The sequence below is a fragment of the Dyella psychrodurans genome, from assembly GCF_003363265.1.
Taxonomy (GTDB): domain Bacteria; phylum Pseudomonadota; class Gammaproteobacteria; order Xanthomonadales; family Rhodanobacteraceae; genus Dyella_B; species Dyella_B psychrodurans.
Genome location: NZ_QRBF01000013.1, coordinates 29,257 through 44,970 on the forward strand (window position 1 = coordinate 29,257; position 15,714 = coordinate 44,970).

Genomic DNA, 15,714 nt, shown 5'->3' on the forward strand with positions numbered 1-15,714 from the left:
GTGTCTGGTTCACTTTCGAAGAATAAGCGCGAAAAAACGCCGAGATTGCTTTCCTCAGCAAAAAGGAGGGTGAGGAAATGGATGGGTACGACGGATTTCGCGAATACTACGTCGCCAAGCGCCGCAGCTTTGCCTGGGTGTGGGGATGCGTGTGCGGCCTCGTGTTGGTGTGTTGGATCGTCCACGTTGTGCCGTTTAGCTACGCAAGCGTGGTGTCGAAAGCTGTCGTCGTTTCGCGAAGCTGCGCGAGCAAAGGCTTCAGTTACACCTATAGCTATGAGGTGGATGGGCAGCCTTACACCGGGGCTACTCAATGGGGCGGCTGGGATGGCAACGGCTCGTGCCAAAAGCTGGAGCCCGGTGTCGTCATTCCGATTACCTATCGCGTGGACGATCCATCGCGAAGCATGAGTGGCACTGTTTCCGCCTGGAATAAAACGCTGATATTTCTTTGGGTGTGGATCGCGATTTTTTCTTTCGTCATATTGCCGATTCCTTTGTACATCAAGGAACTTCGCTCAAGCCGCTGAGATGGTTCGCGCCTCTTCATCTGGACAATGCCGGCCCAGAGGCAGATATTTCAGTGCGGTGCCGCGCCACGGATCTTTAGACGGAACTTTGCCGGAACAGACGCCGCAACCGAGTGTCCAAAAAGGTCGACGGTAATCAGGCGCTACAAGCGCGGCAGTGAGGTGGCATCATGGCTGACAAGGCTATCCCCGGCATTCGCCCTTACGACGCACCCGCGGGTGGCTGGGGCGCATTGCGAGCAACGGCCAAGGCCATTCAGGAGCAGATGAATGCTCCTGAGGCCACCGTCACGCTCCTGCGGACCAATCAGCCCGAAGGATTCGATTGCCCGGGCTGTGCATGGCCGGACAAGGAGCATAAATCCACCTTCAGGTTTTGCGAAAACGGCGCCAAGGCCGTCACCTGGGAGGCGACGAACAAGCGCGTGCCTCCGACGTTTTTTGCATCGCACACGGTGACGTCGCTGCGCGAATGGAGCGACTACCAGTTGGAGGATCAGGGGCGACTGACGCACCCGATGGCCTACAACCCGGAGAAGGACATCTACGAAGCCGTCAGTTGGGACGAAGCCTTCGCGCGCATTGGCGCGATTCTGCGCAGCCAGGCCGACCCGAACGCCGTCGAGTTCTACACCTCGGGGCGCGCTTCCAACGAAGCGGCGTTCCTCTATCAACTCTTTGCGCGCGAATACGGCACCAACAATTTCCCGGATTGCTCGAACATGTGCCACGAGGCCACCAGCGTGGGCCTTCCGCAGTCCATTGGCATCGGCAAGGGCACTGTTTCGCTGGACGATTTCGATCATTGCGAGCTCATCATCGCGATGGGTCACAACCCGGGCACGAACCATCCGCGCATGATGGGCACGCTGCATGAGGTGGCGCGTCGCGGCGCGCCCATCATCGTGTTCAATCCCTTACGCGAGCGCGCCTTGGAACGCTTTGCCGATCCGCAGGACCCGCTGGAGATGGCGACCTTTGGCGCGACCGAGATCGCGTCGACCTACCTCCAGCCCAAAGTCGGCGGCGACGCGGCGGCGCTCAAGGGCATCATGAAGGCGCTGCTTGAGATGGATGAGGTGCTGGGGCCGGAGTCCGTCGTGCTCGATCACGCCTTCATCGCCGAGCACACCCACGGCTTCGAGGCGTTCGCCGCCGATCTTCGCGCGACGTCCTGGCGGGACATCGAGACTATCTCGGGCATACCCGAGGACGAGTTGCGCAAGGTCGCCGAAGCCTATACCAAGTCCAAGGCGACCATCGTCACCTATGGCATGGGCATCACGCAGCACAGCATGGGCACGCAGAACGTCCAGCAGATCGCCAACCTGCTGTTGCTGCGCGGCAACTTCGGCAAACCCGGTGCCGGCATCTGCCCGCTGCGCGGTCACTCCAATGTGCAGGGCGATCGAACGGTCGGCATTACGGAAAAGCCCGGCGCCGCCATGCTTCAGCGGATCGAGCAAACCTTCGGCTTCCGTCCGCCGGCCGCGCACGGCCATGACGCCGTGGCCGGCATGCAAGCCATCGTGGCGGGCGAATCAAAGGTGCTGATTTGCCTCGGCGGCAATCTGGCGGTCGCGCTGCCCGACCCCGAGGCGTGCTTCGAGGCGGTGCGACGACTCGAACTCTCGGTGCATATCGCGACCAAACTCAATCGCTCGCACCTGCTCACGGGTAAGCACTCCTTCATCCTGCCGTGCCTGGGCCGCACCGAGCGCGACATGCAGGCCACGGGTCCGCAGTCGGTCACGGTGGAAGATTCCATGTCGATGGTGCATGCGTCGCGCGGCAAGCTGACGCCGGCCTCGGAAGCGTTGAAGTCGGAACCCGCCATCGTTGCCGGCATGGCGGCCGCCACGCTCCCCGAGAGCAAGGTGCCGTGGATGCATCTGATCGAGGACTACGACCGCATTCGAAATGGCATCGAGGCAGTCTTTCCGGGCTTCGAGAAATTCAACGAGCGTATCCGTGTCCCGGGAGGTTTCAGGTTGCCGCTGCCGCCGACGGAGCGCATCTGGAATACGCCGTCCGGCAAGGCGGAATTCCTTCGCTTCACCGGGCTGCAGGAAGATCCGGTTTTCACGGACCCAACCATCCTCAAACTGACCACGCTGCGCAGTCACGATCAGTACAACACGACCATCTACGGACTGGACGATCGCTACCGTGGCGTCTTCGGGCGGCGCGACGTGCTCTTCATGAATGAATATGACCTCGCCGAACGAGGCATCGCGGAAGGCGACGAGTTGATCGTGGAAACCGCATTCGGCAAAGGCCAGGAACGCCGCATGACGAAGGTGATCGCGGTGGTCTACAAAATCGCAAGAGGCTCCGTGGCTACGTATTACCCCGAGGGCAATTGCCTGGTGCCTCTGGACTATATCGACAAGGAAAGCGGGACGCCTTCCTACAAGTCCGTTCCGGTGCGTGTGGCGCGTGCCGAATAATAGGGCGGTTGACGATTAACTCTGGCTACCCCACACGACAGCTGAAGAGCCATTGAGGAGCGCGCCATAAAATTGCATCCCGTGATTGCGGCACTACGCAAGCACAAGGCGGGTGTGGTGCTGATTGCCTTGCAGATCGCGCTGACGCTGGCCGTCGTGTGCAATGCGTCGTTCATTATCGGGCAGCGCATCCAGCGCGTGAACCGTTCCGTTGGCCTCGACGAACAGAACATGTTCCTCGTCACCCAGCAGTGGGTCGACGCCCCTACTGGCGACGATGCGAACAGCATCCGGAAACTGGATGCCATGCAGCGCGAAGACCTCGCCGCGCTGCGTGCATTGCCCGACGTGGAGTCCGTATCGCCAGTCAATGCTCTGCCGCTGTTTGGGTTGAGCTGGGTCGGCTCGGTGTCGCTCACTCCCCACAGCAGCATGATGGGCAGCAATGCGCGCAGCATCTTCTATTTCGGCGACGAAAACTTCGTGCCCACCTTGGGGCTGCACGTGATCGCCGGGCGAAACTTCAACGCGAGCGATGTCGGCAACAAGGGCTCCAGCGACCACACCCAGGCCAGCACGGCCATGGTGAACAAGACCTTGGCCGATCTGCTGTTTCCGAAAGGCAATGCCATCGGCAAAATCGTGTACCTCAACGGCCGAAGCACGCCGAGCACCATCGTCGGCGTGATCGAGAACCTGCAGACCACCTCCACCGATAGCTGGGTCGGCTCCTTCGAGGGGTACTCGGTGCTCGAGCCCATGCGTATCAACAGCAATCTCTCCCATTACGCCGTTCGCGCCAAACCGGGCCGGTTGCTGGCGGCGATGCGTGCGACAGCGTCCGCGCTCTACAAAGTCGATCCCCTGCGCGTGCTCGACGACGACAGCGTGAAGTCGTATGCCGATATTCGTGACGAAGCCCATCGCGCCGATGTAGGCATGGCGATACTGATGAGCGTGATCTGCGTGATCCTGCTCGGCGTCACCGCCGCGGGCATCGTGGGTCTCACCAGTTTCTGGGTGGGTCAACGCCATCGGCAGATGGGCATGCGTCGCGCATTGGGCGCGCGCAAGGTGGACATCCTTCGCTACTTCCAGCTTGAAAACCTGCTTATCTCCGGTGCTGGCGCCCTGATCGGCGTGGCACTGGCCACTGGCCTCAACCTGCTGCTGATGAAGCACTACCAAATGGATCGTATGCCCGTGCTCTACGTGCTGGTCGGCGTGGTCGTAGTCTTGCTGCTGGGCCAAAGTGCGGTATTCGCTCCCGCACGCCGCGCCTCCAACGTGCCGCCGGCTGAGGCGACGCGAAACCTGTGAGCTTTGTAAGCGACGGCGGCTGCGGTGCGGCTCCCTTTCACTGTATTTAGTGATCTCAATCTATTTGCGCGCCCAAAATTCCGAGCAACGTCAATCGGCTCTCGCTCAAATGAGAATCCCTGTATGAAAACGTGGGGATACCTCAGAACCTGGTACCGCTTTCTGCGTCTTTGACAGGCAGAAACCTTACGACCAAACCGCGCTACTTCGATTTCCATGCGGTCACTTTGGGTATCCGATACAGGGACACCGAACCCAAGGGAGGGAGAAGTATGCGTCACGCCAAGACAACACACCGCGCTACACGCACCATTTGGCGCACGATCTGGCTACTGACCTGCCTGCTGCTCTGCGGCGTGGTGCATGCCGACAAAGTCACCTACATCCTCACCGATCCCAATGGCACGGTCCTGGCCGAAGCGGACGCGCAAGGCAACATCACCAAAACCTTCGACTACCGGCCGTACGGCCAGCAGGCGTTAGGCCAGCCGCCGAATGGGCCGGGTTACACTGGCCACGTCAACGATCCGGATACCGACCTGGTGTACATGCAGGCGCGGTATTACGACCCGGAGACGGGACGGTTTTTGAGTGTGGACCCGGCGGGAGTGCAGCCGGGTGATGTGTACGGTTTCAATCGGTATGCGTATGCAAGCAACAATCCGATCCTAAACATAGATCCCAATGGTCGAGACGCGCAATTATTCTGGACAGACTCAACGCATGTGACCCTTACAGTGCCTTACATTGTCGGAGTAAGTGGCGGTGCACATTTGCCTATAACGACGTCAGATATCAATGCGTCATTTAAGCAAAACTTTTCTGGGACAGTTGTCCTTAATGGGCAGACTATTACAGTGGCGGCCCAGGCCATTGAGGCCAATGGTACAAACTCAGCCGGACATACTAATTTTGTCTCAGTTGTACCCAATACACAGGGTGTAACTCAATCAGGGCGAGCTGAAACAAACAAAATTGGAGGGGACAGAGTGACCGTTTCAGCCACTGGCGAATACGCGGTGACGCCAGCTACGGTGTCACATGAGTTCGGTCACGTTAGCGGCGCAGGCGACCAATATAAGGGCGGCGTAGATGTCAATGGCAACGTCATAAAGCAAGCTGATTCGAGCCAATCTGGAATTATGAATTCCTTGGATGGAGGACAAGCAAGTCAGCAAACTATGCAAGAGATACTTCGCGCACCTACAAATACTAATACGTGCTCACCTGGCACGCATGCGGGTAATGGAGGCTGCTGATTCGTCTTTTATTTTTGGCTGACAGATCGGAGTTGGAAGATGCAACGTTACAAATCTATATCGCTTGCGCTTTTCCTTTTCTTGGCCGGCTGCGCATCGTTAGGCACAAAAGTTGAAACCTATAGCGGTGAGTATTTTTACAACTTTGAATATGCGTACCTAACTCCGGACGGCTTAAATGAACAATGGTGTTTGAAAGGAGATATGTCGCGAGCCGAACTGCACTCCAATGACGGAAAAGGCGTTAAAGGCACATCGTATATCACCGTCCAGGGCACCTTGGGACCTCAAGGCAACTACGGCAATTTAGGTGTTTGCAAAAGAATCTTGACGGTCACGAAATTGGTGAAGGTCACTAACATGCGAGGTGGCTCGTAGCCCAAAACGGGGCCACCATTTCGCCGCCCAGGTCAATAGGCAAATAGACACCCGTCTCCGATCATGCCGGAGAGAGGTGTATCCCTTATAGCGCCGACCGGCGGCCGTTGTGTTGCGGGAAAAAGGGGGCGGAGTGAACGCATCCCGATTCCACGGACAGTTTAATTAGAGCCTGCGGTAAAAATGCCTTTTAATGGGCAACGTGACGAACTCCTTTTGGTCATTGCCACAACCGGCTGTGCGTGTCGGTCCAGTTCTCCTTGCTTAGCCGATCCAGCGCGTCGCCGATCTGCGCGCTGATCTCCTGGAAGTAGTAATAGAGATCCGCACGGCTGATCTTCAGCACGACATTGCCGTTGGCGGCGTCGTCTTCGCTGTACGCGATGTGTGCCATCAGCGTCAGCATGGTCTGGATGTTTCTCAGGTCTTCGTAAGCTTCTTCGGACAAGAGATAGAGCTGCGGTCCCGTTGGGTCGCTGTGCATGTCTTTCATGATCGTTCTCCACACGCTTAGGTCACGCCGCGTATTGCACGCGGCGTGAAGGGCTACAGAAAAATCCTGCTCGTTTTGTCGGAATCAGCTGCTTCCGTTTTGGCGAATGCCCACTGTGGCTCGACGTCGCGCCGTCAGCGCGGCGGTGAAGTAGAAGAAATGCACCGTGGCGGGGGCACGAGGGCGTGCGGGTGCCGTATGATCGAACGTAACCATCATTGACTCCTGAGAAGTTGAGGGTGGCCAGCGGATCGTCTGAGGTCTGAACTCGGGCGATCCGCGCTACTTCACATCATGTCGGGCGTGCCGTTGTCATCGAAGGGATGGGCACGCCCGACTAACGCACCATCGCATGAAGTGCGTTTTGCCATCTGTCGGGGTGGAGTGATTCGGTGCGTTGGTAAATGCCTACGCGGCAGATGCGAAAGCGCTTGGCGGCGGATTGGAAATGTCGTCGCTAGCGCACGAAACGCCGGGATGAAGAAGGGTGCGATAGGCGGCCGATCTTTCCGTCAGGTCAATACGTAGTTTTTGGAGCGTGCTGCATCATCGCCCAATATTTCCACCAGCGGCGCCTCGATGCCTTCTAATTGCCCTACATCGAGAGTTAAATTTTTTAAAAAAGACCACGGCGACGCCGGAGCTTTTTTTGTTAATGAAATCAGTTGAATGGGGTGGTGATTATCTGCGGAGCTGGTGGTGCACAAGCCTGCGGCGCCATGAGTGCGGATTCACTACCGCACGTCATTCATAGTCTCGATACGGTCATTATTCGAATTTCTATGTAAGGGTTATGCCGCGCCAACACGGAGGATTGGCTTGGGGTTTGAAAGTCTGATGACACCTCACCTTCTGTAACCCATAGTGGTTATTTTCCTGAAGGCATTGGATGCTATTGGAATTTGGATACGGATTTTTCTTCGCCGCCGCCGTTCCGATGTTGATTGGTTTTCCTATCGCATCGTTGTTGGGATTGGGGAACGGTATGCGAGCTGTCGGGTACGCTGCCGCTCTGGGCCTATCGGTTTGCCTTATCGTATGCAGGGCACTTCAAATGATGTGGCCAGTCAGCGTCACGGCATGGCCCCTGTTTTTTTTAATCGCTATTGGCACGGTTTTTCTTTGGAAATATCGACGCGCTCGCAATGATTGGCGCGCTCTGAAAGAGCGGCAACGTCCCTTTGTTTGCGTATTGGCGTGCGCCGCGTTTCTTGTTGGCGTTCTATTGAGTGCGCCGGTTTTGATGGGTCACGCGGTCGTCTTTGAAGGTACGCGAAACGCCGACAGTTTCACATTCGTTTCCAGCGCGCGTTACATGCTTGATCATGCGTTTCATGGTGCCGCTGATTTATCGCCTGCACATCCCATTTATGCGATAAGCCGCGCCTATTTTGGCGGCCAGGCCATTCAGCCGCGTCCCGCCGCGGAAGGTTATTTGGCGTGGCTTAGCGCAGTGCGAAACGTTGATCCTATGTACCTATACAACCCTACACAGGCCGCTGGCGTGGTCGTGTCCGCGCTATCGGTTCTCGCCTTCTTGCCCGAAGATTTTTATGCGAAGTCCTGGCGGATTCGCATAGTCATCTGCATATTTCTTTTTGCTAGCCCGACACTTCTATATGTCGCATTTAATTCAAATTTCGCAACAGCGATGAACCTCGCAGCGGCCACTGCCTACGTGGCTCTAGCACTCGCGCCTCGCTCCCGTGGTCGGTTTGTTGCGTCAGTGTTGTGTCTCGGCTCAATACTCTCCGGCTATCCTGAAGTGCTTGCATTTATGCTCACGACAAGGGGCATGGCGGTCATCGGTGTCTCGATCCGTAAATATTCCTTGCGGCTGCTTTGGGTCGAGGCATGGTGGTTGGCCGCCGAGCTGGCTGTAGCCTGCGCATTACTACCATGGGGGGCGTGGGGTACCCTTGTCGTGTATCGCACGACGCTTGAATTCAGTCACGCCGGCGCAACCGACGCCGTTGGAGATATGTACGCCGGGCTGCCGTTGTTTGGCGCTACTTTGGTTATTGCCATCATTTCATGGCATGCGATCAGGCATGCAGACGGCCTGGGCCGTGTCCGAACTGCGATGGTCGCTATTTTGGTCACATTTGCGGTCGCGCAAAGCCTCATGGTCATCCGTGGCTATAGTTACGGCGGATTCAAAGTCGCGGAATATTTCACGACACTGCTCGGCGCCGTGATTTTGCTTTCGGTGACGGCGCAACAGCAGCAGGGTAGGTCGTTCAGCGATAAGGCTATGCGAATCGCTCCAATGGTTACGGCGTGCTTTGCAGCGATAGCGCTGTGGAAATCGGCACATGTCATTCGGCATGCTTACATTATGGCTGATGGCAGACGAGTAACGGCGGATCTAGTCCGCGCGGGGCAAGCCTTAAATAGCCTCGGTGCCGACGCACCTATTGCCCTCGGCTATACACCAGAACCGTTCTATTTTGGCATGTGGGTTCCCTATGTCACTAACGCGGTTATTGCATACGACTTGCAAAATGATGCGGCTGCGGCGGGCTACATGTCGCCCTATTTGATGATGCATCAAAGCGAAAGCGCTGCACTATTTGAAGCGGCGCGATATACGCTGTCGATTAGCGATGACGAAGTGATGAAGCCCAGCGCCTGCGATACTATGAATTATGGTTCGGTACACGTCTCGCTACGTCGGTCACCATCAGAGAAGAGGCAGGACGTACTTCGAAACGGTAATAACCATCTATGAAGACTGCCCGACTTGTTTTCTCGAGTGGCCGTCGCTTTGCACGAGATTTCGAGATGAGGAAGGGCGCGATAGGAGGGCGATCTTTCCGTCAGGTCAATAGGTAGTTTTTGGGGCGTGGCGCATCCGGAAGGTCACGTTCGCCCAATATTTCCCGCAGCGACGTCTCGATACCCTCGGACATGGCATCGAGCGGCAGATCGTTGGGCGCGGTGCCGAAGGGCTGCTCGATTTCTGAACTGAGTGCTTCGAGAGCGAAGAACGTGTACGCGATAAAGGTGACCACGAGCGGCGTCATCGTGCCGATGGAATCCACCAGGCCGAAGGGAAGCAGAAGACAGTACAGATAGACCGTGCGGTGAATGATCACGCCGTAGGTGAATGGTATGGGCGTGTTGGCGATGCGTTCGCAACCGCCAAGCGCATCGCTCAGATGCCCCATATGAACTTGCATCGCCTGCGCCAGCGGTGCGGCAAGCCGGCCTTCCATTCGCCGGTCGCGAAGCCACTCGTCGGCCATCAGCAAAATGGTGGAGGCTTTGTAGCGCGCGCCGTTCAAGCGAGCAAGATCGTCCTCGGAAAGCCAGCGTGCCAGATCCGTCGTCGAATCCGTGCCGCGTAGCTGATGGCGCAAGGCATGCACAAAGGCGATAAGCCGATGAACGAACACGGTGCTGCCCGAACCCGAGTCGATCAAGGTCAGCGACTGCCGCGCCAGCGAGCGCGTGTCGTTCAACACCTCGCCCCACAGCACGCGCGCCTCCCAGTAACGGGCATAGCTGGTGTTATTGCGAAAACCCAGAAAGATCGCCAGGGTCAGGCCGATCAGCGAGAACGGCACAAACGTCAAAGACACCTTCCAGACATAGACGTGGCCATGCAGAAGCGTAACCACCACGCTAAACGCCAGCGTCAACAGCAACTGCGGCAGGATGGCCGGCAGGACCGAGCCCCGAACGACAAGCAAAAGACGAAACCAGTTGGGGCGGGGGCGAACGATCATGACGGCTCTGTGGACGAGGGGGTGCCAGGTGGAAATTACACCACAGCCCCCTCGTCGAGCGACAAAACCCATCCGAGGTGCAATACTCAAGCACTAGCAGTACGTACGCATGATCGGAGGAGTCATGTTTGGAGTGTTTCGCAAGGGAGCGCTGCTGGACGCCGAATTGGCAGGCTGGCAATTCGACTGCTTTGAATGGTTGTTGCGGCACGGCGGGGGCGTTGAGGCGTTTCGTCAGCGTCGACTGATCCTGCCGACGCCGCAGTTCTTTCCACACGATGGTTCGCGTGGACACGCTTTCGCCGAAATGATCTTCCATCAGGTGAAGGCGCATGCGGACATGGCGGACTGGCCATGTAAGCTCGAATCCCAGGAAAACGACCCCGACACCATGGTGTCGCCACAGGCTTTTGTGCAGGGCGCACCGAATTCGCCAGGAGGCACGTTCCGTGCGCTGAAAGAGGGTGGTGCGCTAATCACATATAACCCAAGCAAGTTACGCGACCCCATGTCGCTGGTGGCCACCTTCGCGCACGAGCTCGCACATTACCGCATGGCGACGTTCCCCGAGCAGCCACCCGGTGGTCAGGAAGTTCGGGAGCCCGCGACCGATCTCGCTGCGGTGTTCATGGGATTCGGCATCTTCCTTGCCAACTCACGTTTCAACTTCTCTCACTTCGACGACGGAAGAACCGCAGGCTGGCGCTGGCAGCAGCAAGGTTATCTGTCGGACGTCGAAGTGTTGCACATGCACGCCATCTTCTCGGTGATGCTTGGTATCGACCAGCGAGAAACCTTGCCTCATTTGAAGTCAGCCCTGCGGGGCATTTTCAAACGCGTACATAAGGATGTCATGCGCAATGAGGAGGTCCTGAAGCGATTGAACAACGTCACTGCTGCAACCATTGGCGACATTAAACGGACGGCCTAAAAGGGCTGAGTGCGCAATGGTAACGGCGATGACGTACGTGCTTATGCAAACTTTCAAAATTCGTTCGATCAACAGTGCGATGTCTTTCGTGGACTGAGTTCGGATCAGCGACGATATGATTTGCTTAAAAGTGTAAAGTGCTCCGCGATTTCCGACGGAAAAAGACGCTTTTATTGGACGACGACTGGTCAGTCTTTGATATTGCCGGAAACCGCACCAGAGCAAACCAATGGGTAAATAAAGGAGCAGCCCCTTTATTGCCGCCGGCTCAATAGCCATGCTCGTTGGCCGAATCGCCGGCCATGCGAAGCTCTTCGTTCGCTTCGACAAGCAGCTCCTTGCGCGGGCTGCATGTCCACCGAACATCGCAATCTGGCGAGCGTGGGGCGCGGAAAAAGCGGGGGCAGGCTCGCCTGTTTGTTGTTGCTCTGCCTGAAGGCGGGCTTGCCTCTTCCCGCTGTGTGATTCGCAGCCCCAACCTTGATACGCTAGGCCTGCTGATGGGGCATCTGCGTTGCCTGTATTGCCAGTATCCGGGTCATTCAGTCATCAGGGGGACAAACATGAAAGCAAGGAATGCATGCCTGTACGGCGTGCTGTGGATGGCGTGTGGAGTCGCGGTGGCCGCGGATCTCAGTCAGGGCGTCATGGCCGCGAAAGAAGGCGATTACGCCAAGGCGGTGGCGGAATTCACGCCGCTCGCGGAACACGGAAACAAGTTCGCGCAATTCGATCTCGGCTTGATGTACGCGGAGGGGCACGGCGTCGTGAAGGACGATGCGCAGGCGGCGCATTGGTTTGGCCTCTCCGCGGCGCAAGGGGATGTGCAAGCGCAGTTCAGGCTGGCGATCATGTACGCGCACGGTCAGGGCGTACCGCAGGACGATGCTCAGGCCGCCGCGTGGTATGGCAAGGCGGCGGCCCAGGGCGATGCGCTGTCGCAAAACAACCTTGGCTTGATGTATCTGGATGGCCGGGGTGTCGCCAAGGACTATAACCAGGCACTCAGCCTGTTCGGCAACGCAGCGGAGAAAGGCGATCATTCGGCCCAATTCAACCTTGGCCGAATATACGAAAAGGGCCTGGGTGTGCCGCAGGATTACGGTCAGGCGCTGCGCTGGTATAACGAGGCGGCCCAGAAAGGCGATGCCAAGGCACAGAACAGTCTCGGTAACATGTACACGCGCGGCGAAGGCGTGCCGCAAGATCCGCAGAAGGCGCTTGCGTTCTACCAGGAGGCCGCTGCTCAAGGCGAGTCGTCGGGCCAATACAACCTCGGCCATGCGTATGAGAAGGGCATAGGCGTAACGCGGAATTACGCACAGGCGGCCGCGCTCTATCACCAGGCAGCCGAGCAGGGGTATGCGCCCGCGCAAAACGGCATGGGGATTTTGTATCTGGCAGGTCACGGCCTGCCACAGGATTTTGGCGAGGCGATGCAGTGGTATCGCAAGGCTGCCGAACAGGGGCTCGCCCAGGGGGAATCCAATCTGGGCGAAATGTACGTCATGGGTTATGGCGGTTCGCCGGATTATGGCCAGGCGCTTTTGTGGTTGCAGAAAGCGGCGGCACAGAATGATCCGGGTGCGGAGGCCAATCTCGGCTTGATGTACAAGAAGGGCCAAGGCGTGTCGCAGAGTTACAACGATGCCTTTACATGGTTCACGAAAAGCGCAGCGCAAGGCGATGCCTACGGAGAGGCCAATCTCGGCGTCATGTACCTGAAAGGCGAAGGCAGGCCTGTGGATTATGCGCAAGCGGTCGCATGGTTTCGCAAGGCGGCCGATCAAGGCAACACTTACGCAGAAACCAGCCTCGGCATGATGTACACCAAAGGCCTGGGCGTGCCGCGGGATTACGCTCAAGCCATCGTGTTGCTCCGTGCGGGTGCCGAGCAGGACGAACCCGCCGCCGAATACGGTCTGGGCTTGATGTATGCGAACGGTTGGGGCGTTGGAAAGGACATCGTTGCCGCCTATGCGCTATGCATGCATTCGCTCAATGAAATAAGCCCGTCCGGCCCGATGAGTCCGGCCATTACGGAGTCGCGCAGCAAATTCATGAGTCAGCTGGCGCGCCAACTGTCGCATGTACAGATGGGCGACGCGCAGATGCTGGTGCAGGATATGCAACGCCAAGGTGTGACGGAGGCGTTGCAGGCTCGCTGACGTAACGCGAGTAGCAGCAAACCGTCGCAGAGACACAAAAGGAGAAGTGCCATGACAACCAACCATTTCAGCTTTCGAACGCAGCAGCAAACGCCGTAAGGGCTATCCTTCCGAGCAGCGGGTCAAGAAAGGCGATCGCGTCGTGCACGGCGGCAAGGAGTTGTTTCGAGAAACTTGGCCGCAACGATCCATGCCCCTGCGGTTCCGCGAGGTTGTTTCAAGAACTGTTGCATGCGAACCGGCAAGTTCGATGGCGCCGGACGCCATTACTACGTGAGATAGCAAAAGGGCGGCTTCGGCCGCCCTTTTTTTGGTGATCGGTGATCGCGGTTTTTGCAGCGCGCCGCCTGCTTTGCGCGTCTGGGTCGATGCATCTTCACGTGTCCTTTACGTGATGTACTTCAAAAGATTACCGTAGATAATGAAGGACGTTGATATGCCCCGGCCGCCGTCCGCAGACAGCGACCGATGCATCATCACACGAAGGCATTTCCGCTGGCAGCCATGCGGGGAGGCAAGGATGTCGCGCAATCTACGTGCTGAAAATCGTGGTCGGTCTGCGTCGCGATATCTGCCGCGTTATGTATTTCCCGCGGTGCCGGCGCTGCTGATGTCGCTGCTTCATCCCAGCGCCCTCTACGCCACCTGTACGAATACGGCGCCTGCGACGGGTACCACCGTCACGTGCAGCGGCACCGGCGTAGTGCCCGTCATCGCGCAGTCGGGCAGCGCCAACGTCGCGATCAACGTCGCCAGCAACGTGAACTTCACCAACACGCGCACCACCAGTCCGGTGAGTTTCAGCGTGGATCATGCCAGCCAGATCACCAACAGCGGCACGCTCGCGTTGAATGGCGGCGGCGGTACAGGTACCAATCGTGGCGCCGTGCTGCTCGGCACGGGCGATAACAACGTGCTGACTAACGCAAGCGGCGCAAGCATTGCCACGACGGGTGCCTACAACGACGGCATGGCGGCCAATGGCAACGGCAATACGCTGACCAACAACGGCACGATCACGACCGCGGGCCCGAATGCGTATGGCATGACGGCGGCGTGGGGGCAGACCAATGTCGGCCAAGCGAACAATACGTTGGTCAACAACGGATCGATCAGCACGTCCGGCAGTAATGCGCGAGCGATGTCCATCCTCGGGCAAAGCGGCACCATCACCAACACGGGCACATTGTTGACGACCGGCACGAGCAGCACCACGGCTTACATGCAAGGCAACACGGACAAGCTGGTCAACAGCGGCACGATTCAAGCGCAGGGAAGCAGTGCGGATGCGGTGTTCTCCAACACGGCGGGTTCCAGCTTTACGGCGAATATCCAGAACCTTGCCGGCGGCAGGATCATGGCGCAGAACGGCGCGGCGGTGCGCACGCTCAACGGTGCCAGCACCATCGTCAACGCCGGCTTGCTTCAAAGCAACAGCGGCGTGGCCGTACAGATGGGCCTGGGCGTCAACACGCTGATTCTGCAAACGGGGTCGGTAATTATCGGTTCGGCGGATGGCGGGGGCGGAACGGGTGCGAGTACGGTCATTCTGCAGGGAACCGGCAGCGTCACCAACGCATTCACGCGATTCAAGACCTTGCTCGCGCAGGGCAGCTCGTGGAGCTGGAGCGGTAGTGGCGCGTTCAACACCGCGCAAATCCAAGGCACGTTCAACCTGACCGGAACAGTGAGCAGCGCCGGCGTTTCGACCGATACCCTGACATTCAATGGCGCCACCGCGACGGGGGTTGCCGGATTCGCCAACTGGCCGACGGTGAACGTCACCAACGGCACGCAGCTGACCATGGATGGCACGATGATCGTCGGCAACGCGAGCACGGGCACGGGCAAGGTGACCATCGATGCGAGCAGTACGCTGCTGGCCGGCAACGGTGCGAACGGAGGCATCAGCCCCTTCGCCGCGGGCCAGCTCGTGAACGTGGCCAACGCGGGCACGATCGATTTGACGAACGGCGGATCGACCGCATCCAACACGTTCACCATCCAGGGCAATTACATCGGCGATCCCGCGAAGTTGTTGCTCAACACTGTACTCGGTGCGGACAACTCGCCTTCCGACAAACTGGTGATCAGCGGCGGCAGTGGCAGCGGCAGCACCGGCATTGACGTGACCAATGCGGGCGGAACGGGTGGATTGACCACGTCCAACGGCATTTTGCTGGTCGAGGCCACGCAGGGCGCGACGATTGCGTCGACGGCGTTCTCGTTGAACGGCGGGCGCGTGGAAGCGGGTGCGTACACCTATTACCTGTTTGAAGGCGGCGTCACGCCAGGCACTTCGGACAACTGGTATTTGCGTTCCAGCTTGCCTCCCGCGCCGACACCGACACCGACACCGACACCGACACCGACACCGACACCGACACCGACACCGACACCGACACCGACACCGACGCCGACGCCGACGCCAACGCCAACGCCAACGCCAACGCC

General features: G+C 58.3%; 13 protein-coding genes and 1 pseudogene. 10 read left to right on the forward strand and 4 right to left on the reverse strand.

Annotation, left to right across the window (positions count from 1 at the left end):
* Positions 1-77 precede the first annotated feature (77 nt).
* From DWU99_RS20585 to DWU99_RS20605, 5 genes are all read left to right on the forward strand, one after another.
* Positions 78-530, forward strand: a complete 453-nt coding sequence (locus tag DWU99_RS20585) for a hypothetical protein (RefSeq protein WP_115479982.1) — start codon at positions 78-80, stop codon at positions 528-530.
* A 170-nt stretch (positions 531-700) separates the two neighbouring features.
* Positions 701-2,980, forward strand: a complete 2,280-nt coding sequence (locus DWU99_RS20590) for an FdhF/YdeP family oxidoreductase (RefSeq protein ID WP_199535895.1) — start codon at positions 701-703, stop codon at positions 2,978-2,980.
* 66 nt (positions 2,981-3,046) lie between these two features.
* Positions 3,047-4,300: an ABC transporter permease gene (locus DWU99_RS20595; protein ID WP_115479984.1), complete on the forward strand. Its 1,254-nt coding sequence runs from the start codon at positions 3,047-3,049 to the stop codon at positions 4,298-4,300.
* A 272-nt stretch (positions 4,301-4,572) separates the two neighbouring features.
* On the forward strand, positions 4,573-5,559 hold the full coding sequence (locus tag DWU99_RS20600; RefSeq protein WP_115479985.1) for an RHS repeat-associated core domain-containing protein: 987 nt from the start codon (positions 4,573-4,575) through the stop codon (positions 5,557-5,559).
* Between the two features lie 39 nt (positions 5,560-5,598).
* Positions 5,599-5,937 carry a hypothetical protein gene (locus DWU99_RS20605; protein ID WP_115479986.1) on the forward strand — a complete coding sequence of 113 codons (339 nt, stop codon included), beginning with the start codon at positions 5,599-5,601 and terminating at the stop codon, positions 5,935-5,937.
* A gap of 220 nt (positions 5,938-6,157) precedes the next feature.
* On the opposite strand, the gene DWU99_RS20610 is transcribed toward DWU99_RS20605, so the two are convergent.
* The 3 genes from DWU99_RS20610 to DWU99_RS20920 all read right to left on the reverse strand — a co-directional run bounded on the left by DWU99_RS20610 (position 6,158) and on the right by DWU99_RS20920 (position 7,137).
* Positions 6,158-6,430, reverse strand: a complete 273-nt coding sequence (locus DWU99_RS20610; RefSeq protein WP_115479987.1) for an XAC0095 family protein — start codon at positions 6,428-6,430, stop codon at positions 6,158-6,160.
* 84 nt (positions 6,431-6,514) lie between these two features.
* Complete coding sequence (locus DWU99_RS21375; protein ID WP_267897548.1) at positions 6,515-6,646, reverse strand: hypothetical protein; 132 nt, start codon at positions 6,644-6,646, stop codon at positions 6,515-6,517.
* 296 nt (positions 6,647-6,942) lie between these two features.
* Positions 6,943-7,137, reverse strand: a complete 195-nt coding sequence (locus tag DWU99_RS20920; RefSeq protein ID WP_147292994.1) for a hypothetical protein — start codon at positions 7,135-7,137, stop codon at positions 6,943-6,945.
* A gap of 182 nt (positions 7,138-7,319) precedes the next feature.
* On the opposite strand from DWU99_RS20920, the gene DWU99_RS20615 reads away from it, so the two are divergent.
* A complete protein-coding gene (locus DWU99_RS20615; protein WP_115479988.1) occupies positions 7,320-9,161 on the forward strand; it encodes a hypothetical protein in 1,842 nt (613 codons plus the stop codon).
* Between the two features lie 88 nt (positions 9,162-9,249).
* Here the strand turns inward: DWU99_RS20615 and DWU99_RS20620 are convergent, their stop codons facing one another.
* A complete protein-coding gene (locus DWU99_RS20620; RefSeq protein ID WP_115479989.1) occupies positions 9,250-10,161 on the reverse strand; it encodes a bestrophin family protein in 912 nt (303 codons plus the stop codon).
* Positions 10,162-10,270: 109 nt separating this feature from the next.
* Here DWU99_RS20620 and DWU99_RS20625 point away from each other — a divergent pair, with 109 nt between their 5' ends.
* The 4 genes and pseudogenes from DWU99_RS20625 to DWU99_RS21075 form a co-directional block, all read left to right on the forward strand.
* A complete protein-coding gene (locus DWU99_RS20625; RefSeq protein WP_115479990.1) occupies positions 10,271-11,092 on the forward strand; it encodes a hypothetical protein in 822 nt (273 codons plus the stop codon).
* A 563-nt stretch (positions 11,093-11,655) separates the two neighbouring features.
* A complete protein-coding gene (locus tag DWU99_RS20630) occupies positions 11,656-13,260 on the forward strand; it encodes a tetratricopeptide repeat protein (protein WP_158543401.1) in 1,605 nt (534 codons plus the stop codon).
* Between the two features lie 134 nt (positions 13,261-13,394).
* Entirely contained in the window at positions 13,395-13,577 is a 183-nt protein-coding gene (locus DWU99_RS21480) for an SEC-C metal-binding domain-containing protein (RefSeq protein ID WP_425476830.1), read from the forward strand.
* A 203-nt stretch (positions 13,578-13,780) separates the two neighbouring features.
* Positions 13,781-15,714, forward strand: a pseudogene (locus DWU99_RS21075) (hypothetical protein); the annotation flags it as partial.

Bases quoted from the DNA above. Each gene is read 5' to 3' on its own strand.
- DWU99_RS20605 (WP_115479986.1), top strand. From the start codon at position 5,599: ATGCAACGTTACAAATCTATATCGCTTGCGCTTTTCCTTTTCTTGGCC.
- DWU99_RS20600 (WP_115479985.1), top strand. From the start codon at position 4,573: ATGCGTCACGCCAAGACAACACACCGCGCTACACGCACCATTTGGCGC.
- DWU99_RS20620 (WP_115479989.1), bottom strand. From the start codon at position 10,161: ATGATCGTTCGCCCCCGCCCCAACTGGTTTCGTCTTTTGCTTGTCGTT.
- DWU99_RS20590 (WP_199535895.1), top strand. From the start codon at position 701: ATGGCTGACAAGGCTATCCCCGGCATTCGCCCTTACGACGCACCCGCG.
- DWU99_RS21375 (WP_267897548.1), bottom strand. From the start codon at position 6,646: ATGGTTACGTTCGATCATACGGCACCCGCACGCCCTCGTGCCCCCGCC.
- DWU99_RS20630 (WP_158543401.1), top strand. From the start codon at position 11,656: ATGAAAGCAAGGAATGCATGCCTGTACGGCGTGCTGTGGATGGCGTGT.
- DWU99_RS20625 (WP_115479990.1), top strand. From the start codon at position 10,271: ATGATCGGAGGAGTCATGTTTGGAGTGTTTCGCAAGGGAGCGCTGCTG.
- DWU99_RS20585 (WP_115479982.1), top strand. From the start codon at position 78: ATGGATGGGTACGACGGATTTCGCGAATACTACGTCGCCAAGCGCCGC.
- DWU99_RS20610 (WP_115479987.1), bottom strand. From the start codon at position 6,430: ATGAAAGACATGCACAGCGACCCAACGGGACCGCAGCTCTATCTCTTG.
- DWU99_RS20615 (WP_115479988.1), top strand. From the start codon at position 7,320: ATGCTATTGGAATTTGGATACGGATTTTTCTTCGCCGCCGCCGTTCCG.